This window comes from Streptosporangium oxazolinicum, assembly GCF_039537505.1.
GTDB lineage: Bacteria > Actinomycetota > Actinomycetes > Streptosporangiales > Streptosporangiaceae > Streptosporangium > Streptosporangium oxazolinicum.
Genome location: NZ_BAABAQ010000015.1, coordinates 189963 through 210505 on the forward strand (window position 1 = coordinate 189963; position 20543 = coordinate 210505).

The following is a 20543-nucleotide window of genomic DNA, read 5'->3' on the forward strand; positions in this document are numbered from 1 at the left end:
TGCCTCAAGCCGGTCCCGCGTCCTCTTCCCTCATCGAATTCGGTCGCGATCAGCGACAGTTCGTGCTCGCTGCGAATGGACCGATGGTTGGCCAACCGGAAGCGGATCAGCACCGTTGACCTCCTGTCACACCGATTTCTTCCGTGTCATCTGCGTTCTCGTACAGAAAGTCTGTACGAGACAGCCTATGACGCTCCTCTAGGAGATGCCAGCAACAGTATGTCGAGCGGTGAGTTTTCCTCGGCGACGGTCGGTGGCCGTGCGTGGGGAGGTGGATGGCGTCGAGCCGGGCCTGTCGTCGCTGATCGGTTCCACGTGATCGGCTGAGGGGAGCGATCCGTGCCGGGGCCGAGGGGGGGCGAGACGGCTCCGGTATGGGCGGGGCATGCGTCGCGGACTGGGTGTGAGAGCCATGTCCGTTGCCGGGTTCCGCGCGTCTCGGGGAGTTCGGGGGACGGGATCGGGCCGCCGGGGGGTTCGTACGTGGTCGTCCCACACGGGGTGAGCGGAGGGTGTGTGGTCTCGGGGGATGACATTCGGGTGGGGCGCCGAGAGGATGGGGCCATGGTTGAGGAAGGTGCGCCGCTCTGGGAGCCGTCCCCGGAGATCGTGAGGAACGCCAAGGTCACCCGCTACGCGGAGTGGCTGGGCAGGGCCGGTGACTACGAGTCCCTGTGGCGATGGTCGGTCGACGCCCCCGAGGAGTTCTGGACGTCGATCTGGGACTACTTCGGGGTCGTGGGGGAGCGCGGTGACGGGTCCGTCATGTCGGGGGAGATGCCCGGCACCGAGTGGTTCGCCGGTTCGACGCTGAACTACGCGGCCAACGCGCTGCGCGGGGCCGCGTCCGACCCCGGGCGGCTCGCGGTGGTCTCCCGCGACGAGACGGGCGGGCGCCGGACGCTCACCCTGGGGGAACTGGCCGAGGAGGTGGCGCGGGTCCGCACGGGGCTGGCCGCGCTGGGCGTCGGGCGGGGCGACCGGGTCGCGGCCTACGTGCCGAACGTCCCCGAGGCGCTGATCGCCTTCCTGGCGACCGCCTCCCTGGGCGCCATCTGGTCCTCCTGCTCGCCCGACTTCGGCGCGTCCAGCGTGATCGACCGTTTCACCCAGATCGAGCCGAAGGTGCTTGTCGCGGTCGACGGCTACGACTACAACGGCAAACACTTCGACCGGAGCGCGGTCGTCCAGGACATCGCCGCCAAACTGCCGACCCTGGTGGCGAGGGTGCGCATCCCGGCCCAGGCCGTACAGGATGCCCCTGGGGTTTCTGGCGCGCCGCACGCCCCGGCCGTGATCGGTGACGCGGATGCCCCGGCCGTGACCGGGGACGCGGGCACCCCGGCCGTGACCAGGGACGCGGATGCCCCGGCCGTGATCGGGGACGTGGGCGTCCCGGCCGCGACGGTGGCCGGGCGGGCTACCGCGAGCACGGCCGGGGACGGAGTCCGTACGGTGAGCTGGGCGGAGACGCGCGCCGTCGCGGGGCCGCTCGACTTCGAGCCGGTGCCGTTCGGCCACCCGCTCTGGATCGTCTACTCCTCGGGCACGACCGGGCTGCCCAAGCCGATCGTGCACGGTCACGGCGGCGTGGTGCTGGAGCACCTCAAGGCGCTCTCCTTCCACCAGGACCTGGGTGAGGGTGACGTCTTCTTCTGGTACACCACCACCGGCTGGATGATGTGGAACTACCTCGTCGGCGGCCTGCTGGTCGGCTCGGCGGTGGTGCTCTACGACGGGGCGGCGACCTACCCGGAGACCGGCGCGCTCTGGCGGCTCGCCGCGGAGGAGGGGGTCACCTACTTCGGTACAGGAGCTCCGTACGTGATCGCGTCCATGAAGGCCGGCCTCGAACCGTCCGGTCTCGACCGGCTGCGGGGGCTCGGCTCCACCGGCTCGCCGCTGCCGCCCGAGGGGTTCGCCTGGGTGCACGACGCGCTGCCGGAGGTCCAGCTCGGCTCGTTCTCCGGCGGCACCGACGTGTGCACCGGTTTCGTGGGCGCCGTACCGCTGCTCCCGGTCCGGGCGGGGGTGATCCCGTGCCGCTGCCTGGGGGCGAGGGTCGAGTCCTTCGACCCGTCGGGCACGCCGGTGATCGGCGAGGTGGGCGAGCTGGTGCTGACCCTGCCGATGCCGTCGATGCCGGTGATGTTCTGGAACGACCCCGACGGGTCCCGCTACCGCGACAGCTACTTCTCCGAGTATCCCGGCGTCTGGCGGCACGGCGACTGGATCAAGATCCTTCCCGACGGCGGCTGCGTGATCTACGGCCGCTCCGACTCGACCCTGAACCGGGGTGGTGTCCGGATGGGCACCAGCGAGTTCTACCGCGTGGTGGAGCGCTTCGAGGAGATCACCGACAGCCTGGTGATCGACACCGGTCAGCTCGGGCAGGAGGGCCGTCTCCTGCTGTACGTCACCATGGCCGAGGCGACGCCCCTGGACGACGACCTGGTCGCGCGCCTGCGCCGGGAGCTGCGGGAGGGTCTCTCCCCGCGCCACGTGCCGAACGAGATCATCGAGGTCCCCGGCATCCCCCGCACCCTCAGCGGCAAGAAGCTGGAGGTCCCCATCCGCAAGATCCTCCTCGGCGTCGCCCCGGAGAAGGCCGCCAACCTCGACGCCATGGCCAACCCCGAGGTCCTCTCCCACTTCGTACCGGGAGCCGACGGCACACGGCACTGACCACCACACGCCACACCGCGCCGGGCCGGGCCGGGGTCAGATCCCCTGGGGAAGGCGGAACAGGCGGCCCGGGTCGCGGGCGGACTTGATCTGGGCGAGCCTGGCGGCGTTACCCCCGTAGTAGGCCGCGCGCCAGCCCTTGAGCTCCGGGTCGATGTAGTTGACGTACGCGTGGTCGCCGAAGTGGGGTCGCATCGTCGCGTGCGCGGTCCTGGCCCAGCTCGCCGCCCCGGAGCGGTGGGCGTAGTACTGCACGCTGTAGAGGGCGGCCCGGTGCGGGAAGGCCGTGGCGTCGGGGCGGACCCTGGCGACGGCGCCGCCGAGGGCGTCCAGCAGCACGGTGTGCTCGCCGGGGCGGGCGACCTGGGCGACCAGCGCCTTGGCCCCGGCCTCGGAGAGCGGGCGGTAGGCCATGTGCGACTTGGCCTTGAAGGTGTCCCTGGACAGCCGCCCGCCCCGGGTCTGCCCCGGCAGGGAGCCGCCCAGGTGGCACTGGGAGACCGAGAGCGAGCCGCAGCCCGCCATGATCAGCATGGCCTGGCGGTAGGAGGTCTGCCTGACGGAGCTCGACGACGGCGACCCCGCCGCGTCGGCCAGCCTGTCGAGCAGCCGCTCGCACCCGGCCCTGCCGCCGAGGTAGAGCCCGACGACCTCCACGTCCGTCGCGCCGTTGCGGCTCAGGTGCATCCCCGACCACATGGCGTCCGGGGCCGAGGGGGCCCACGCCTGCCAGGCGCGCAGGGCCCTGACCGCCCTCGACCACGGCCAGTGCAGGAAGAACACCGTGACCTCGCGGGTGGGGTGGGTCCGGAACCCGAAGGAGACCGCCACGCCGAGGTTGCCCCCGCCGCCACCCCGCGAGGCCCAGTACAGGTCGGCGTTGTGGTTCGCGTCGCAGGTCAGCAGCTTCCCGTCGGCCGTGACGATCTGGACCGACTCCATCACGTCGCAGGTCAGGCCGTACTTCCTGGAGACCACGCCGATCCCGCCACCCAGCGCGAGCCCGCTCACCCCGACCGTGGCGCAGGTCCCCGCGGGGATGCTCACCCCGCTCGCGGCCAGCCGGTCGTAGACGTCGATCAGCTTGGCGCCCGCCCCGACGGTCGCCCTCCCGGAGGCGTGTCTCACCGTGCTCATCCGGGACACGTCGAGGACGAGGCCGGTGCCGGTGGACCAGCCCGCGTAGGAGTGCCCGCCGGAGCGTACGGCCAGCGGCAGGTTCAGCCGGCGCGCGAAGCCGACGCACTCGGCGACGTCGGAGGGGTTGGCGCAGTAGGCGACCCCCGCCGGCCGGACCGCGTCGAAGGCGGGATTGAACAGCTTCCTGGCGCCGTCGTACGCGGCGTCGCCCGGCCGGATGATCCTGCCCTCCAGCCCGTCCGCCAGGGCCCGCCAGTCGGCGGGCCGAGGCGCGCCCGTGGAGCTCAAGCCGGTCGTGCCGGCGCCGGTCATGCCGACGGCGCCCAGGGCGGGTGTGCCCTGAGCGCCCAGTGTGAGGGCGGCCAAGCCGCCGGTCCGAAGGAATGCCCGCCTGTCCGGAGGGGTTCGCATGTCGTTTCTCCCCGAGGTTCGGTGTCATCTGCCCGATAGGACGACCGCACCACCCTTCTGGTTGGTCACATTCGCATCACCCCGTGAGGAAACCTGACGAAGAAAGAGGAAAGGGAGAACGGCTCACGCCTCCTGCGCCACGCGCAGCGCGAGGGCCGGGCACATCTCGACGGCCCTGCGGGCCATCCGCCGGAACTGGGTGGGTACGGTGTCGCGGCCGAACACCGGGTAGCCGTGCTCGTCGAGGTGGACGAGGTCGGGGGCGAGCTGCGCGCACAGGCCGTGGCCCTGGCAGCGGGTCCAGTCCACGGTGAGCTTCACCTCGGGCTCGTTCTCCTGCGGGGGCAGGGGGAGCACGCCGAGCACCGGGCGCCCGCAGCCGCCGCGCAGGAGGTGCTCCTCGATGTCCTCGGGGAAGGCGTCCAGCGCCGACAGCACGAACCTGGACGTTCCGTCGGGGTGGAAGCACGCGCCCCTGCCCTTGACGCTCGACGCCCTGCTCCGCAGCTCGTCCAGGGCGGAGGCCGAGCCTTTCACGAGTTCGGCCATCGACTGCGCGACGTCCGGGAGGCCGAGCCGGCAGGGGCCGCACTGCCCCGACGACTGGGCGGCCAGGTACTTCGCGACCCTGACCGTCTCGCCCAGCGGGCAGGTCTCCCCGCCGAGCGGCACGATGATCCCGGCGCCGAGCTGGCCGCCCGCCTCCAGGATGCCCTGGCGGGAGACGGTCGCCACGGCCGCGGCGTCCGCGTGGAGCCACGCGCCGTGGTAGCCGCCGACCAGCACCCCGTCGCCGGTGGAGGCCTGGCAGGCGTCCAGGACGGCGTACAGCGGGGTGCCGGTCGCGACCTCGACCACGGCCGGGGCCTTGGCGGAGCCTCCCACGGTGAGCAGGACCGTCCCCGGCTCGCGCGCCGTGCCGACGTCGGCGTACCGTTCCGCGCCCAGGGTCGCGAGGACCGCGAGCTGCGCGTACGTCTCGGCGTTGGACAGCAGGGTGGGCAGCCCGTTCACGCCGCTCTCCACGGCCCTGACCTTGCGGCCCGGCGGCTCCCCGACCAGGCCGTTCACCGAGCGGACCAGGGCGCCGCCCTCGCCGGAGATGAACCTCTCGACGATGCCGACCACCCGGACCTGGTCGCTGATGCCCCGTTCCTCGACCGCGGCGGCCACGGACGCCTGGCCCATGCCGCCCTCGACGGTCGCGATCACGACCTGCTTGGCGCCGATCGCGCCCGCCGCGAGCAGCGCGCCCTCGATGACCAGGTGGGGGGTCCTGGTGAGCAGCATCGTGTCCTTGCTGCTCGCGGGCTCGCCCTCGGCCGCGTTGACCAGGACGATCTTCTCCGACTTCTTGTCCATCACCGCGCGTACCTTGCGGGCGAAGGGGAACGCGGCCCCGCCCCGCCCGCGCATGTCCACCTCGTCGGCCAGCGCGGCCAGCTCCTCGCCGGACATGCCCGGCGCCGTGCCGTGCATGTCGCGGTGTTCCGCGAGGTCCATCCTGCGGCAGTCCTCAAGCCCGGCGGTGAGCCGGGCGGGTCCCAGCTGGCGGACGGGGGGAACGCGGTAGGGAATCATCCGACATCTCCGATACGACGAAGCTCCGGCTGCTCCTCACGGACGATGCGCGGGATGCGGCCGACGATGCTCGTGGGCGGGGTCAGCTCCGCGGCGACGGGTACCTCCACCGGTACCTCCTCGCGCACGACGATCGGCTTGGGCTGCAGCTCGGAGATGACCCTGATCAGCAGGGCGGCTCCCACCGCGACCAGGCAGACGACGTAACTCCAGGTCACCCACTCGGCGGGGGCGCGGCCCGCGGTCAGCCCGTGCAGGACCGCCATCGGCCACGCCAGATAGGCGGAGCCGTGCAGCATGCGCCAGAGCCACGGCCTGCGGTTCTCCGCGAACCTGGCTCGGGCGACCCCGGTGAGGAAGACGACGATCATCAGGTCGGAGGCGATGGCGCCGAAGCCGACGTACAGGCCCTGGCCGCTCGCGGAGAGCGGGATCACGACGGAGGGAAGGGAGGTCTTGCTTTCGATGATCTTCATGATGACGTGGATGGCGAGGAAGCCCATGCCGAGCATGGCGGCGGCCCGGTGGACGAGCTGCGAGCGGATCCTGCCCAGGACGGGCAGCACGATCCGGTCGGCGGAGAGCAGGCCGAGCGCCACGGTCGCGGTGAGCGACACGAGGGCGATCACGCCGGAGAAGAACGAGAAGACGCCACGGATGGTGGCGGCCACCTCCATGCCGGGCGCCGTCCGCCCGAGGGCGAGGAGGCCGACCACGGAGACCGTGATCGTGACACCGAGGCCGATCCTGGCCGGCCTCTGGTCGAGACTGATCCCGGCCTCCGACCGGGTATGTCTTGGAGTCCGTTTGTTACCCACCTATGGCTCCTGTCTGCGAAGCGGCTCGAACGACGTCCGCGTACGAGGGTGATGGACTCTGATATCGCGAGATGCCGCCCCCCGTCTCCGCAGGGTGTGGAAGAGGCGCGGAGACGGGGAGCGGCGGTCCCGGCGGGATGCCGTCAGCAGCGACGGTTCCTGTTGATGCAGTCGACGACGAGCCTCATGAGCCGGTCGGGCATCACGTTGGCGAAGTCGCCGTGGTCGGTGACGGGGTTGTGCCGTTGCTCGGGGAAGGAGTCCAGCGCGAAGGACGCCGTGCGCGGCGTGGCGTAGGTCAGGGTCATCCGCAGCTGCGGGATGACCTTGGTGCCGGACGGGCAGGCGCCGTTCGCGTCGGGGAACAGCACATGCGTGCGGTGGTTGGCGCTGTCGTTGTTGCGGCCGTCCCAGCAGCTGGGGAAGTCCAGGATCCGGACGAGCTGGCTGCCGCGCGGGCAGAGCGGGTACTTGGTGGTGATCCGGTTGGTGAACCCGGTGCAGGTCCACTTGGCGAGGGCGTTCGCGCCGCCGTTCGTGGCGGCCTTGGCGTCACCGGTGAGGATCCTGATGAAACGCGGCATCGGGCTCACCTTGGAGACCGCGTTCCCACGGAACTGCAGGCTCACCTGGCGGGCCCGCATGATGGTGCCGACGTTGCCGTCCGCGTCGTCGACGTTGGCGTCGGTCGTACGGTCGCGAAGGACCGGCCAGAAGTAGGTCGAGCGGTCGTTGAGCGCGCAGGTGGTGCCCGCTGCGGCCAGGGACTGGTCCGTGGAGAACCCGTCGGTCGACAGGTTGCCGACGTAGTCGTGGATGTGGTGGGCGCCGTTGGTCACGCCGGGGGCCACGATGAAGTTGTCGGAGTTGTGGTGACCGTTCTCGTTCCTGCCGCACCGGGAGGTGAAGAGGCCGGCGGAGCCACTGCGCCGGGGCCGGATCTCCTGGACGTTCCTCGGGACCTGCCGGATGTCGATGAAGTCCTCGGGGAACGGCCCGAGGTCGGCGCACTCGGCTTCCTCGTCGTCCTCGTCGTCCTGCGGGGGAGCGGGGGTCTCGCTGGGGGCGGGCGTCTCCGCGGGCGGGTCGGCCGGGGCGTCGGTCGGCGGGTTGTCGGCGGGCGGAGCGTCGGTGGGTGCCTGGGTGGGGCTCTGCGAGGGGGCCTGGGTGGGCCGGCGGCGGGCGTTGTCGGCGCCGCCGGTGTTCTCCTGGTCCTGGGCCTGCTGGTCGGCGGGCTGGGAGGGCTCGTCGGGGGCGGCCGGTTCCGTGGGGGACGCCTGGATGAGGCTGCCGCCCGCGGGAGGCGCGTCGGCGGGCTGGTCCTGGGCCGGTTGGTCCTGAGCGGGCTGGTCCTGGTTCTGGTCCTGAGCGGGAGCGTCCTGCGCGGGCTGGTCCTGGGCCGGCTGGTCCTGAGCCGGTTGGTCCTGGGCGGGAGCGTTCTGGTTCTGCTGGTTCTGGTCCTGCTGGCTTCGCTGGTTCTGGGCCTGTTGCTCGGCGGGATCGCAGTGGTCACCGTAGGCGGGGGTCGTGACCGCCACCGTGAACGTGACGGTGGTGAGCGTGCTGGCGGCGAGGGCCAGCGCGGACAGGGAGACGAGCGAGCGTTTCATGATGTTCAAGCGATTTCTCTCCTCACAGGTGTGTCGAGAGCGGAGACGGGCGGCGGCGGGGAGGGCATCGGAGGCTCGGGCAGTTCCGAGTAGTCGACCAGCCCCGTGCTCTCCAGCAGGGTCATGTGCTTCATGACCACCTCGACCGCCCGCTGGGCGAATGCCCTGACCAGGTCGTTGCGGGTGCCGGACCGTACGCCGGCGACCACCCCGAAGACCTTTCCGTGGGCCGCCCGCAGCAGCTTGGCGAACAGGAGGTCGTACTCGGCGCCCGGCTTCACCGCCGCCAGCTCCGCCATCCAGCCCTGCTGGTCGGCGTTGGGCTGGTCGGGCAGCGGCACGTTCAGCTTCGCCGCGAGGGCGCGGACCTGCTCGTCGAGCTTGAGGTGGTCGGTCATCAGGTGCATGCCGACCTCCTTCACCCGCTTGCTCGCGGCCTTCTGCTGGGCCTGCTGGCCGCTGGGAATCTCCCAGAGTCCGGCCAGGCGGACCTTGACCAGGAGGTCGCGGTCGGCCGCGCCCAGTGGCCCCTGCGGGGTCTGGACCCAGCCCTGGGCGGCGGAGGCCCCGCCGCCGGGCGGGGTGATCAGGACGACCGCCACGGCGGCGATCGCGATGAAGGCCCCGAACAGCAGGGGTTCGCCGTTCTTGAAGCGGCGGAACAGTGATCTGAACATTGGCCCGGTTCCGCTCTCAGAGACTGGCCGCTGCCGGGGCCCTCTCGGCGCCCGGCGCGGTGGCGAACGTGCCGCCCGGCCCGTACGGGGCCGGGTGCGTGAGGAGGAGGACAGCTCCGACCGGCCACGGAATGTGCCGCACTGCCATGTCGTTTCCTTCCCTCGAGGCCCGCCGGTGCGGGCGCACTTGGAGGGAGGTACGCGGCGTCGCCCGGGGTGGTTCAGGAGAAGTGATGAGATAGTTAGAAATGACTGGAGTTGCCAGAGTTGCAGACGGGACTGATAACGAAGGTGTAAAGATGTGCCCGTGCGTCAACTCGACAGTCGGTTCGAGAGCGCGGACACCGATGTCCTCCTGGTAGAAGACCTGTACCGGGAGTTCGGTGTACCCCTGCTCCGCCATGTGCGTAAGGCCACCGGTAACGATCTGCAATGGGCGGAGGACGTCGTCCAGGAGACGCTCGTCCGAGCCTGGCGTAACGCAGGGAGGTTGCAACGAGAGCCCGGCCTGTTATGGGCCTGGCTCCTGACCGTCGCCCGACGTATCGTCATCGACGGTCGTCGCAGGCGAGGGACGAGACCACAGGAGGTCGAACCCGCCGACGCGAACGCTGTGCCCGTTCCCGACGGGGCCGATCGCGCGCTGGAGGCGATGATCGTCGCCGAGGCGTTGCGAGAACTGTCCCCAGAACACCGCGAAGTCATCGAGCAGACTTACCTACGGGACCGTACGATTAACGAGGCGGCGGAGATCCTCGGGATCCCGCCGGGTACGGTCAAGTCCCGGCTCTACTACGGAATCCGGGCTCTCCGAAAGGTCCTGAAGGAGAGAGGTGTCGCGAGCTGATGTTGCCCTCCCCGCATCATGACGTGGCGGCGTTCGCGCTCGGGGTGCTCGACGAAGAGGACCACGAGGCGTTTCACCGCCATCTCATGACCTGCGAGGAGTGTCAGGTCGAGCTCCGGGAACTCGGCGAGGTTCCCGGACTCCTCGATGCGGTGAAGCGGGACCGCTCCAATGCCCTGGACGACGACCGCACACCACATTGACGTTTAGCCGCTTTTGGGGTGATATCAGGAACGGTGGTGTGTCCCGGTCAACGAGGACCGGGACAGACGGCCACTGGAGGTGTCGTGCCGCGGGCCATGCCCGATGGGCGGAGTGCGGGCCGACCGGCCCGGCCCGCCGGGCGAGGCGTCCGGAGCGAGGCCAGACTCGCCCGGCTGCGCCGTAGCCGTTCCGAGGCGACCCTGTGGAATGATTGCCCTACCGCCACCTCACGGGGAGAACCCGCCGTCTCCGACCAGGAGCCCTTCCGTTCCCCGTCGGCAGCGGCGAGAGACCGCGGTTCCCATGACGAGCCGCGGCGCCTGGCCGAAATCCAGATCACCCATAACGAGGCGATCACCCCGTGGTGGGCGTTTCGCGCCCCGATCCCCGGGGATCGGAGTGTGGCCGGGAGCGGATGGCCGGACGAGGGCGCCGCATCCCGGAGGGCGCGGGCGACATCACCCCCTCTCTGCGGGGCACTACTTCCGTAGAAATCATGAGATCCACCGTGGATTCTCGCCTAACTATGCAAAATCCCTCACAAAGGAGTGAGAGCGACATGCCGCTCGACGAGGCCAAGGACGAGCTGCTGAGGAGTGCCGCGGAGACGTGCGCGCGCACACCGGGCAGTGATCACGTGGGCGTGGAGGAGGCGCTCGCCTTCCTGCGGCTCTATTACCGGCATGTCGCCCCGGAGGACCTGCTCGGCCGCGACCCTGTCGACGTGTACGGCCCGCCGATGACCCAGCGGCAGCTCGCCGAGCGGCGTCCCCAGGGCCGAGCCCTGGTGCGGGCCTACACGCCCACCCTGGAGGAGCACGGCTGGGACCCCGGGGTCTCCGTCGTGGAGATCGTCACCGACGACATGCCCTTCCTCGTCGACTCGGTGACCATGGAGCTCGACCGGCACGACATCGGCACCCACCTGGTCGTCCACCCGCAGATGCGCGTGCGCAGGGACATGACGGGCAAGCTGCTCGGGCGCGGCGAGGAGGACGTCACCGGGCAGGTGCTCGCCGAGTCCTGGATGCACTTCGAGATCGACAGGCAGACCGACCCCGCCGCGCTCAAGACGATCGAGGCCGACCTGCAGCGCGTCCTGGAGGACGTGCGCGGCGCCGTCGAGGACTTCGTCAAGATGCGGACCCTCGCCTTGCGGATCGCCGAGGACGTCTCGGCCAACCCGCCGCCCCTCGACCCCGCCGGGGTGGAGGACAGCCTGGAGCTGCTGCGCTGGCTGGCCGACGGGCACTTCACCTTCCTCGGCTACCGCGAGTACCGCCTGGAGGAGGGCGAGGAGGGCGACCGGCTGCACCCGATGCCCGGGACCGGGCTGGGCATCCTGCGCAACGACAGCGCCGACTCCGGCAGCTTCGCCGCGCTCCCGCCCGAGCTGCGCGCCAAGGCCCGCGAGAAGCAGCAGATGCTGATCGTCACCAAGGCCAACACCCGCGCCACCGTGCACCGCTCCGCCTACCTCGACTACGTGGGCGTCAAGCTCTTCGACGCCTCGGGCGAGGTCGTCGGCGAGCGGCGCTTCCTCGGCCTCTTCACCCACGTGGCCTACAGCGAGTCGATCTCGCGCGTCCCGGTGCTCCGGCGCAAGCTGGCCGAGGTGCTCGTGCTCGCCGGGCTCACCGCCGACAGCCACGACGGCAAGGACCTGATCGAGATCCTGGAGACCTTCCCCAGGGACGAGCTCTTCCAGACCTCCGTGGAGCAGCTGCTGCCGATCGCCCTCGGCGTGCTCAGGCTCCGCGAGCGCAAGCAGGTCAAGGTCTTCCTGCGCCCGGACGACTACGGCCGCTACGTCTCGTGCCTGGTCTACCTCCCGCGCGACCGCTACACCACCAAGATCCGCATCAAGATGCAGGACATCCTGCTCAGGGCGCTCGGCGCCACCAGTTTCGACTACAGCGCGATGATCGGGGAGTCGGCCCTCGCCAGGCTGCACGTGGTCGTGCGCGGCGAGCGCGGCAGGCCGCTGCGCGCCGACACGGTGAACGTCGAGGAGCTGGAGGCGAGGCTCGCCGCCGCCACCAGGTCCTGGGAGGACGACCTGGTCGCCGCGATCACCGAGCTGAGCTCCGAGGACGAGGCGCCCAAGCTCGTGCGCCGCTACGCCCCGGCGTTCCCCGAGGGGTACAAGGCCGACTTCCCGGCCCGGATGGCGGTCGCCGACCTGCGCCGCCTGGAGGCGCTGGCCGCCTCCTCCGACGAGATCGGGATGAACCTCTACGAGCCGTACGACGCCCCGGAGAACGAGCGCCGCTTCAAGCTCTACCGCCTCGGCGCGCCGGTCTCCCTGTCGCGGGTGCTGCCGCTGCTGCAGCGGATGGGCGTGGAGGTGGTCGACGAGCGGCCGTACGAGATCGACCGCGACGGGGACCCGGCCACCAAGGACGCCTGGATCTACGACTTCGGCCTGCGCTACACGCCCTCGCCCGAGGTCGACAGGGACGAGTTCAAGCGGCTCTTCCAGGACGCGTTCGGCGCCCTGTGGGCCGGGCGGGTGGAGAGCGACGGGTTCAACGGGCTCGTCCTGGCCGCCGGGCTGACCTGGGAGCAGGCCGAGATCCTGCGCGTGTACGCCAGGTACCTGCGCCAGGCGGGCACCACGTTCAGCCAGGAGTACATCGAGCGGGTGCTGATGGGCAACGTGCGGCTCGCCCGGCTGCTGGTGCGCCTGTTCGAGGCGAGGCTCAACCCCCGGCGCCCGGCCGAGGTCCGCTCCGACCTGTCCGACGCGCTGCACGAGGAGATCATCGGCGCCCTGGACGACGTGGCCTCGCTGGACGAGGACCGGATCCTGCGGGCCTACCTGGAGATGATCGGCGCCACCCTGCGGACCAACTACTTCCAGCGGGCCGACGGCGAGCGCAAGCCGTACGTCAGCCTGAAGCTCGACTCGCCGTCGATCAGCGTGCTGCCGCTGCCCCGGCCCAAGTTCGAGGTGTTCGTCTACTCGCCCAGGGTCGAGGGCGTGCACCTGCGCTTCGGCAAGGTCGCGCGGGGCGGGCTGCGCTGGTCGGACCGGATGGAGGACTTCCGGACGGAGGTGCTCGGGCTGGTGAAGGCGCAGATGGTGAAAAACACCGTTATCGTCCCCACCGGTTCCAAGGGCGGCTTCGTCGTAAAAAATCCGCCGAAGTCGGGGTCGCGGGAGGACACCCTGGTCGAGGGCATCGCCTGCTACCGGATGTTCATCTCCGGCCTGCTCGACCTCACCGACAACCTCGTCGACGGCGAGGTGGCCCCGCCCGCCGACGTCGTCAGGCACGACGGCGACGACACCTACCTGGTGGTCGCCGCCGACAAGGGCACCGCGACGTTCTCCGACATCGCCAACGCGGTGGCCAAGGAGTACGGCTTCTGGCTGGGCGACGCCTTCGCCTCCGGCGGCTCGATCGGCTACGACCACAAAGCCATGGGCATCACCGCCAGGGGCGCCTGGGAGTCGGTCAAGTACCACTTCCGCACGACCGGCGTCGACATCCAGGGCACCGACTTCACCGTGGCCGGGATCGGCGACATGTCCGGTGACGTGTTCGGCAACGGCATGCTGCTCTCCCAGCACATCAGGCTGGTCGCGGCGTTCGACCACCGGCACGTCTTCATCGACCCCCAGCCGGACGTCGCCCGGAGCTACGCCGAGCGCGCCCGGCTGTTCGCGCTGCCCCGCAGCTCCTGGGACGACTACGACGCCTCGCTCATCTCCAAGGGAGGCGGCGTCTGGCCCCGTACGGCCAAGTCGATCCCCCTCTCCGCGCAGGCGCGCGCCGCGCTCGGCATCGACTCCGGCGTGACGTCACTGGCCCCCAACGACCTGATCAGCGCCATCCTGCGGGCCCCGGTCGACCTGCTGTGGAACGGCGGCATCGGCACCTACGTCAGGGCGTCGAGCGAGTCCAACGCCGACGTCGGCGACAAGGCCAACGACGGCCTGCGGGTCACCGCCGCCGAGCTGCGCTGCAAGGTGATCGGCGAGGGCGGCAACCTGGGCTTCACCCAGCTCGCCCGGATAGAGTTCGCGCTCAACGGCGGCCTGGTCAACACCGACTTCATCGACAACTCCGCCGGGGTGGACACCTCCGACCACGAGGTCAACATCAAGATCCTGCTCGACCGGGCCGTCCGCGACGGGGAGCTCACCGACAAGCAGCGCAACCAGCTCTTCCTCGACATGACCGACGAGGTGGCCGAGCTGGTCCTGCGCGACAACTACGACCAGAACGTGGTGCTGGCCGCCGCCCGCGCGCAGGCCCCCGACATGCTGCACATCCACTCGCGCCAGCTGCGCAGGCTGGAGCGGGCCGGGCTGCTCGACCGAAAGCTGGAGTTCCTGCCGTCGGACAAGGCGCTCGCCGAGCGCCGCCAGGCCGGTCTCGGGCTGACCGCGCCGGAGTTCTCGGTGCTGCTCGCCTACACCAAGCTGGTGACCGACGCCGAGATCCTCGCCTCCGACCTGCCCGACGACCCCTACCTGGCGTCCTGGCTGGTGTCCTACTTCCCGTCGGCGCTGCGCGACGCCGGGATCCGCGCCTACATGGACGCCCACCCGCTCCGCAGGGAGATCATCACCACCGGGGTGGTGAACGACCTGGTCAACTCCAGCGGGACCACCTTCATGTTCCGCCTCGGCGAGGAGAGCGGCGCCTCCACCCCCGACATCGCCCGCGCCTACCTGGTCACGCGGGAGGTCTTCGACATGCCCAGCCTCTGGCAGCAGATCGAGGAGCTGGACAACAAGGTCGACACCTCCACCCAGATCGCGATGGAGCTGGAGGCCCGCAAGCTCGTCGAGCGGGGCACCCGCTGGCTGCTGGGCAACCGGCGCCCGCCGCTGGACCTCGCCTCCACCGTCGACTTCTTCGCCAAGGGCATGAACGGCCTGCTGCCGCACCTGCCCAAGCTGCTGACCGGGTCCGACCTGTCCGCGTTCGAGGAGCGGCGCGACGGCTTCGTCTCCCGGGGCGTCCCCGGCGACCTGGCCGAGCGCGTGGCGGCGATGGTGCCCGCCTACTCCACGTTCGACCTGGTCGAGGTGGCCTCACGCACCGGCAGGCCGGTGCACGACGTCGCCGAGGTCTACTTCGACCTCGCCGACCGGCTCCAGCTCTCCAGGCTGCGCGAGCGCGTCGTCGCGCTGCCCAGGGACAGCCGCTGGAACTCCATGGCGCGAGCCGCGCTGCGCGACGACCTCTACGCCGCGCACGCCGCGCTCACCCACGACGTCCTGACGCACAGCACGCCCGGACTGTCGCCCGAGGAGCGCCTGGCGCGCTGGACCGAGGCCAACTCGGCGGCGGTCTCGCGGGCGCGGCAGACCCTCTCGGAGATCTGGGAGAGCGACACCTTCGACCTGGCGACCCTGTCGGTGGCCCTGCGCGCGATCCGCACGCTGGTGGCCACCATCAACCTCCCGCACACCGACGCCTGACCTCCGGCCGGCCGGGCCTCCCACCGGGGCCCGGCCGACCGGTCGTGTCCCCGGCCTCCCGCGTCGGTGCGGCTAGCTCGCGGTGACCTTGGTGATGCCGCCGAGATAGCCGATCACCCTGGCGGGACGGCCGCTCCTCTTGACCGGGACCGTGCTCACGTACAGCTGTGTCTCCACCGTGCGCAGCTCCTTGAGGATGAACGGCTCCTTCGTCAGCTTCCTGGCCTCGGGCGGGATCGGGATCTCCGACCCGCACGGAGTGACCTTGATCGTCCGGGTCGTCGTCCTGATCAGGGAGTAGAGGACCAGCGCGCCGCCGTCGGCGGTGCGCAGCGCGTGCACCGGGTAGTTGCTCGCGGCGAAGATCGAGTCGTAGCCAAGGCAGTTGCTCTTCTCGTCCGCGCGCTTCTTCGTGATCTCGTCGGCGAAGCCGGTGGTGTGCGGGCCCTCCTCGATCAGCTTCGCCGCGAACCCCCGCTTGCCCTCCTCGGCCGAGGTCGCGTGCAGCGGGGCCATCAGCCGAGGGCTGATCGCCACCGTCGCGTCCTCCTCGCCCAGCGCCGTCGCGTACCCCTCCGCGTCGGTGGCGACCACCGGGGGCTCGACGCCCTCGTCGAGCAGCGAGGTCGAGCTGATCTGCCAGTCTTCCCCACCCTGCCGCATCAGGGTCAGTACGGCGGTGCGGACCCGGCCCGAGGACTCCTCGCGGTCCACGACCGCGGCGAACCAGAGCGGGCCCGCCTGGTTGCGCGGGACCAGCAGCCGGGGGGCGCCCCACGTGTAGTGGGGGAGGGCCTCGGCGGAGCCGTTGAAGGCCGCCGTGCTGAGCGCCTTCTGCCCGTCGCGGGTCTGATCCAGCATGAGCATGCGGTCGGCGTCCAGGTGCGGCGTCGCCGCTCCCAGCACCCCGTCGGCGCCCACGACGCCCGCCAGCGCCTTCGCGGCCTCGGTGAGCGTGACCGGGGGCGGTGAGGGGACGACCCTGGGACGGGCGGCGGGCGTGGCACCGCCGGCCGAGGGGCTCCGCTCCGGCCGGACGTCGCCGGAACCGGAGCACGCCGCGGTCGCGGTGATCACGGTGATCAACGCCAGCGCGAGTGCGAGCACACCCGGTCGCCCGTGTTCGCGCACGTCTACCTCCCGATGCTCCCCGATGCGGGCCATGCTAGCCATGGTGGGGGAGCACGCCGTACACGATGGGGTTGGAAGGTCGCGTACCCTTTACAGACGTGGCACTCATCGATCCGGCAGAACAGATCACCGAGCTTACCGGGACGCTGAACAGCATCCAGGACGTGCTCGACCTCGGCGCGATGCGCAAGCAGATCGAGGAGCTGGAGGATCAGGCCGCCGCGCCCGACCTGTGGAACGACCAGGATCGCGCGCAGAAGGTCACCAGCAGGCTCTCCTACCTCCAGGGCGAGATCAACAGGATCGAGTCGCTGGGGCGGCGGCTGGACGACCTCTCCGTCCTGTACGAACTCGCCGCCGACGAGGAGGACGACGACACGCGGGAGGAGGCCGACCGCGAGCTGGAGTCCCTGAGGAGCGACATCGGCGCCCTGGAGGTCCGCACCCTCCTGTCCGGCGAGTACGACGCCCGCGAGGCGGTCGTCACGATCCAGTCACAGGCGGGCGGCGTGGACGCCGCCGACTGGGCCCAGATGCTCCAGCGGATGTACCTGCGGTGGGCCGAGCGCAAGGGCTACCCGACCGACGTCTACGAGACCTCCTACGCGGAGGAGGCCGGGATCAAGTCGACGACCTTCACGGTCAAGGCCCCCTACGCGTACGGCACGCTCCGCGGCGAGCACGGCACCCACCGGCTGGTCCGCATCAGCCCGTTCGACAACCAGGGCCGCCGCCAGACCTCCTTCGCGGGCGTCGACGTGGTGCCGGTCGTCGAGACGACCGACCACATCGAGATCAACGAGGACGACCTGCGCGTCGACGTCTACCGCTCCTCGGGGCCCGGTGGCCAGGGCGTCAACACGACCGACTCCGCGGTCCGCCTGACCCACCTGCCCACGGGCATCGTGGTCTCCTGCCAGAACGAGCGCTCGCAGCTGCAGAACAAGGCGACCGCGATGGCGGTTTTGCAGGCCAAGCTGCTGGAGCGCAAGCGCCAGGAGGAGAAGGCGGCGCTGAACGAGATCCGGGGCGAGTCGACCACGTCATGGGGCACCCAGATCCGTAACTACGTGCTCCACCCGTACCAGATCGTCAAGGACCTGCGGACGGGCGCCGAGGAGGGCAACCCGAGCGGGGTGCTCGACGGCGACCTGGACGGCTTCATCGAGGCAGAGATCCGCTGGACCCGCCGCCAGGAGTCGGGCGCCGACGAGTAGGCCCGCCCGCCGCCCCGTCTCGCGTGCCTTCGCGGGTTTCGCCCACGGGCGCCCGCGAGCGCCCGTGGGGCGGTTTTCCCCGCTTTCCTTCCTCGACCGCCGCCGGAGCCCCGCGGGAGGCTCCGGGGAGCGGTCAGGCGCCGCTGAGGTGCTTCAGGGCGAGGGTGAGGAAGAAGAGCGCGATCAGTACCAGCGCGACGAGCGCGGGGGTCATGCTCCCGAAGGCGTTCTGGTGCATCCGCTCGCGGTACGCGCGGCAGCGGGGGCAGCGGCCTTCGGCCACGGGGTGAGCGCACCCCGCGCAGACCAGGTCTTCACAGCTCATGACGTCCTCCCTCTTCGAGGTCAGAACTACTTTATGCGGTCGTTACCGGGCGCCGAATCGTTTTGTTTCCGTTATGGGCTTTCCATGCCAGTCTTCCCCCTAGACTGGGCTCCGGCCAACCGGAACGTCGATCGAGAGTAAAAGACCGGCGCCCCCCGGCCGGCGAGAGGCGGAAGTGGCCCTCTGCCACTCCTGCGACCGTCCTAACCCCTAGACTGGCATGCCGTGATGCGCCCGTGATCCATTTTGATAATGTCACCAAGGTCTACGCGAACCAGAACCGGCCCGCGCTGGACCACGTCAGCGTCGATGTCGACAAGGGCGAGTTCGTGTTCCTCGTCGGCCCCTCGGGGTCCGGGAAGTCGACCTTTCTCCGGCTGGTCCTGAAGGAGGAGCGCCCCAACTCGGGCGCGATCCACGTGGCCGGCAAGGACCTCGCCCGACTGTCCAACTTCAAGATCCCGCACCTGCGCCGCCGGATCGGATGCGTCTTCCAGGACTTCCGGCTGCTCCCGAACAAGAACGTGTACGAAAACGTCGCGTTCGCTCTGGAGGTCATCGGCAAACCCCGGCGTTTCATCCGTAAGGTGGTCCCGGAGGTCGTCGAGCTGGTCGGCCTCGAGGGCAAGGCACACCGGATGCCCGACGAGCTGTCCGGTGGCGAGCAGCAGCGGGTCGCGATGGCCCGTGCGTTCGTCAACCGGCCGATGATCCTGCTGGCCGACGAGCCGACCGGAAACATCGACCCCGCGACGAGCATCGGCATCATGAAGGTGCTCGACCGGATCAACCGGACCGGCACCACGGTCGTCATGGCCACGCACGACGCGGCCATCGTCGACTCCATGCGCAAGCGGGTGGTGGAACTGGAGGACGGAAAGATCGTCCGTGACCAGTCGCGAGGCGTGTACGGCCAGGCGTACTGACACCAGGACCGGATAGAGCGACAGGAAGAGCATGCGGGCAAACTTCATCTTCTCCGAGGTCTGGATCGGCCTCCGCCGCAACCTCACGATGACCATCGCGGTCATCGTGACCGTGGCGATCGGCATGGCGTTGCTGGGCGTCGGTCTGATGATCAACTCTCAGATCTCCAGCATGAAGGACTTCTGGGCGGACAAGGTCGAGGTCTCGGTCTTCCTGTGCAAGAAGAACGATCCCTTCCCGCAGTGCAAGGGCAGCGGTGGTGTCAACGCCCAGGAGCAGGCCGAGCTGAAGTCGACCATCGAGGCCATGCCCCAGGTCGAGTCGGTCGCCGTGGAGAACGCGGCCGAGGCCTACAAGAACTTCCGGGACCAGAACGCCAACAACACCGTGCTGCTCTCCGCCATCCAGGTCGAGGACATGCCCGAGTCGCTGCGGGTCAAGCTCAAGGACCCCGACGCCTACGGGCCGGTGATCGAGGCGGTCAAGGGCGCCCCGGGGGTCTCCAACGTGGTCAACCAGAAGGAGCTCCTGGAGAAGTTCTTCGGGCTGCTGGAGAAGCTCCGCTGGGCGGCCCTGGTGGTGGCGATCATCCTGGTCTTCGCGGCCACGCTCCTGATCGGCAACACCGTCAGGCTCTCGGCGTACAACCGCAGGCGTGAGACCGGCATCATGCGGCTGGTGGGGGCCTCCAACCTCTATATCCAGCTGCCGTTCGTGATGGAGGGCGTCATCGCCGGCCTGATCGGCGGTGTGCTCGCCGCGATGCTGCTGATCGTCAGCAAGGTCTTCCTCTTCGACGGGGTGCAGCTCAGCCTCTCTCCCGACAGCCAGCTGTCCTGGGAGACGGTCGCCTCGGTGATCAGTGTCACCATGGTCTTCGGCGTGCTCATCTGTGTGCTGGCGTCCTTCGTCACGCTCCGCCGCTACCTGCGGGTGTGACGATCTCGTGACCCCGTCCGCCGTGACCGTCCCGCGAGCGCGGTGCGCCCGAGGGCCGATCGAGGCCCCGCCCACGCTCGCGGGCGCGGCCCGTGGCCCCGGTCACCGGTAGGCTCCAGACATGCCACGTGAGACCGGGCGGAAGGTAATCGCTCAGAACAAGCGTGCCTGGCACGACTACCACATCGAGGACACCTACGAGGCCGGCCTCGTGCTCCAGGGCACGGAGGTCAAGTCCCTGCGGCTCGGCCGCGCCTCTCTCCTCGACGGGTACGCCGTCATCAAGGACGGCGAGGCCTGGCTGATCAACGTCCACATCCCCGAATACACCATGGGGACCTGGACCAACCACGCCGCGCGCCGAACCCGCAAGCTCCTGCTCCACCGCAAGGAGATCGACAAGCTGGTCTCCAAGACCAAGGAGGGCGGCCTGACCCTGGTGCCGCTCGCCATCTACTTCAAGGACGGCAGGGCGAAGATAGAGATCGGCCTCGCCAAGGGAAAGAAAGACTGGGACAAGCGGCAGACGCTGGCCGAGAACCAGGCCAAGCGGGAGATGGCGCGCGCGCTCAGGCACAGGAACAGGTGATC

The 20543-nt window shown here is 70.1% G+C and carries 15 protein-coding genes; 8 read left to right on the forward strand and 7 right to left on the reverse strand.

Annotation, left to right across the window (positions count from 1 at the left end):
- The first annotated feature begins 564 nt into the window (after positions 1–564).
- A complete protein-coding gene (locus ABD817_RS33310; RefSeq protein WP_344922280.1) occupies positions 565–2685 on the forward strand; it encodes an acetoacetate--CoA ligase in 2121 nt (706 codons plus the stop codon).
- Positions 2686–2721: 36 nt separating this feature from the next.
- Here ABD817_RS33310 and ABD817_RS33315 read toward each other — a convergent pair whose 3' ends face one another.
- The 5 genes from ABD817_RS33315 to ABD817_RS33335 form a co-directional block, all read right to left on the reverse strand.
- Complete coding sequence (locus ABD817_RS33315) at positions 2722–4191, reverse strand: FAD-binding oxidoreductase (protein ID WP_344922281.1); 1470 nt, start codon at positions 4189–4191, stop codon at positions 2722–2724.
- A 168-nt stretch (positions 4192–4359) separates the two neighbouring features.
- Positions 4360–5817, reverse strand: a complete 1458-nt coding sequence (locus ABD817_RS33320; RefSeq protein ID WP_344922282.1) for an NADH-ubiquinone oxidoreductase-F iron-sulfur binding region domain-containing protein — start codon at positions 5815–5817, stop codon at positions 4360–4362.
- A complete protein-coding gene (locus tag ABD817_RS33325; protein WP_344922283.1) occupies positions 5814–6635 on the reverse strand; it encodes a ferric reductase-like transmembrane domain-containing protein in 822 nt (273 codons plus the stop codon). The genes ABD817_RS33320 and ABD817_RS33325 overlap by 4 nt, the downstream gene beginning before the upstream one ends.
- A gap of 143 nt (positions 6636–6778) precedes the next feature.
- Positions 6779–8245, reverse strand: coding sequence for a DUF1996 domain-containing protein (locus ABD817_RS33330; RefSeq protein WP_344922333.1), 1467 nt, complete (start codon positions 8243–8245; stop codon positions 6779–6781).
- A 5-nt stretch (positions 8246–8250) separates the two neighbouring features.
- The gene (locus ABD817_RS33335; RefSeq protein WP_344922284.1) at positions 8251–8922 is read right to left on the reverse strand and encodes a DUF4142 domain-containing protein; all 672 of its coding nucleotides are present in this window, start codon (positions 8920–8922) and stop codon (positions 8251–8253) included.
- 307 nt (positions 8923–9229) lie between these two features.
- On the opposite strand from ABD817_RS33335, the gene ABD817_RS33340 reads away from it, so the two are divergent.
- The 3 genes from ABD817_RS33340 to ABD817_RS33350 all read left to right on the forward strand — a co-directional run bounded on the left by ABD817_RS33340 (position 9230) and on the right by ABD817_RS33350 (position 15413).
- The gene (locus ABD817_RS33340; RefSeq protein WP_329090583.1) at positions 9230–9769 is read left to right on the forward strand and encodes a sigma-70 family RNA polymerase sigma factor; all 540 of its coding nucleotides are present in this window, start codon (positions 9230–9232) and stop codon (positions 9767–9769) included.
- A 23-nt stretch (positions 9770–9792) separates the two neighbouring features.
- Positions 9793–9972 (forward strand): zf-HC2 domain-containing protein, encoded by a 180-nt coding sequence (locus ABD817_RS33345; protein WP_344922285.1) that lies wholly within the window; start codon positions 9793–9795, stop codon positions 9970–9972.
- Positions 9973–10532: 560 nt separating this feature from the next.
- Positions 10533–15413, forward strand: coding sequence for an NAD-glutamate dehydrogenase (locus tag ABD817_RS33350; protein WP_344922286.1), 4881 nt, complete (start codon positions 10533–10535; stop codon positions 15411–15413).
- Positions 15414–15485: 72 nt separating this feature from the next.
- Here ABD817_RS33350 and ABD817_RS33355 read toward each other — a convergent pair whose 3' ends face one another.
- A complete protein-coding gene (locus ABD817_RS33355; protein ID WP_344922287.1) occupies positions 15486–16577 on the reverse strand; it encodes a DUF8094 domain-containing protein in 1092 nt (363 codons plus the stop codon).
- A gap of 65 nt (positions 16578–16642) precedes the next feature.
- Here ABD817_RS33355 and prfB point away from each other — a divergent pair, with 65 nt between their 5' ends.
- Positions 16643–17761 (forward strand): peptide chain release factor 2, encoded by a 1119-nt coding sequence (gene prfB, locus ABD817_RS33360; protein WP_344922288.1) that lies wholly within the window; start codon positions 16643–16645, stop codon positions 17759–17761.
- Between the two features lie 133 nt (positions 17762–17894).
- Here prfB and ABD817_RS33365 read toward each other — a convergent pair whose 3' ends face one another.
- The gene (locus ABD817_RS33365; protein WP_344922289.1) at positions 17895–18086 is read right to left on the reverse strand and encodes a hypothetical protein; all 192 of its coding nucleotides are present in this window, start codon (positions 18084–18086) and stop codon (positions 17895–17897) included.
- Between the two features lie 236 nt (positions 18087–18322).
- Between ABD817_RS33365 and ftsE the strand changes: the two genes are divergently transcribed.
- The 3 genes from ftsE to smpB all read left to right on the forward strand — a co-directional run bounded on the left by ftsE (position 18323) and on the right by smpB (position 20541).
- A complete protein-coding gene (gene ftsE / locus ABD817_RS33370) occupies positions 18323–19012 on the forward strand; it encodes a cell division ATP-binding protein FtsE (RefSeq protein ID WP_012888192.1) in 690 nt (229 codons plus the stop codon).
- Between the two features lie 31 nt (positions 19013–19043).
- On the forward strand, positions 19044–19952 hold the full coding sequence (ftsX, locus tag ABD817_RS33375; RefSeq protein ID WP_344922290.1) for a permease-like cell division protein FtsX: 909 nt from the start codon (positions 19044–19046) through the stop codon (positions 19950–19952).
- A 121-nt stretch (positions 19953–20073) separates the two neighbouring features.
- A complete protein-coding gene (gene smpB / locus ABD817_RS33380) occupies positions 20074–20541 on the forward strand; it encodes an SsrA-binding protein SmpB (protein ID WP_344922291.1) in 468 nt (155 codons plus the stop codon).
- Positions 20542–20543 lie beyond the last annotated feature (2 nt).

Excerpts from the sequence above, each read along its gene's own strand:
- ABD817_RS33310 (WP_344922280.1), top strand. The coding sequence starts at position 565 with ATGGTTGAGGAAGGTGCGCCGCTCTGGGAGCCGTCCCCGGAGATCGTG.
- ABD817_RS33320 (WP_344922282.1), bottom strand. The coding sequence starts at position 5,817 with ATGATTCCCTACCGCGTTCCCCCCGTCCGCCAGCTGGGACCCGCCCGG.
- ABD817_RS33330 (WP_344922333.1), bottom strand. The coding sequence starts at position 8,245 with ATGAAACGCTCGCTCGTCTCCCTGTCCGCGCTGGCCCTCGCCGCCAGC.
- ABD817_RS33335 (WP_344922284.1), bottom strand. The coding sequence starts at position 8,922 with ATGTTCAGATCACTGTTCCGCCGCTTCAAGAACGGCGAACCCCTGCTG.
- ABD817_RS33350 (WP_344922286.1), top strand. The coding sequence starts at position 10,533 with ATGCCGCTCGACGAGGCCAAGGACGAGCTGCTGAGGAGTGCCGCGGAG.
- ABD817_RS33355 (WP_344922287.1), bottom strand. The coding sequence starts at position 16,577 with ATGGCCCGCATCGGGGAGCATCGGGAGGTAGACGTGCGCGAACACGGG.
- ABD817_RS33365 (WP_344922289.1), bottom strand. The coding sequence starts at position 18,086 with ATGAGCTGTGAAGACCTGGTCTGCGCGGGGTGCGCTCACCCCGTGGCC.
- ftsX (WP_344922290.1), top strand. The coding sequence starts at position 19,044 with ATGCGGGCAAACTTCATCTTCTCCGAGGTCTGGATCGGCCTCCGCCGC.
- smpB (WP_344922291.1), top strand. The coding sequence starts at position 20,074 with ATGCCACGTGAGACCGGGCGGAAGGTAATCGCTCAGAACAAGCGTGCC.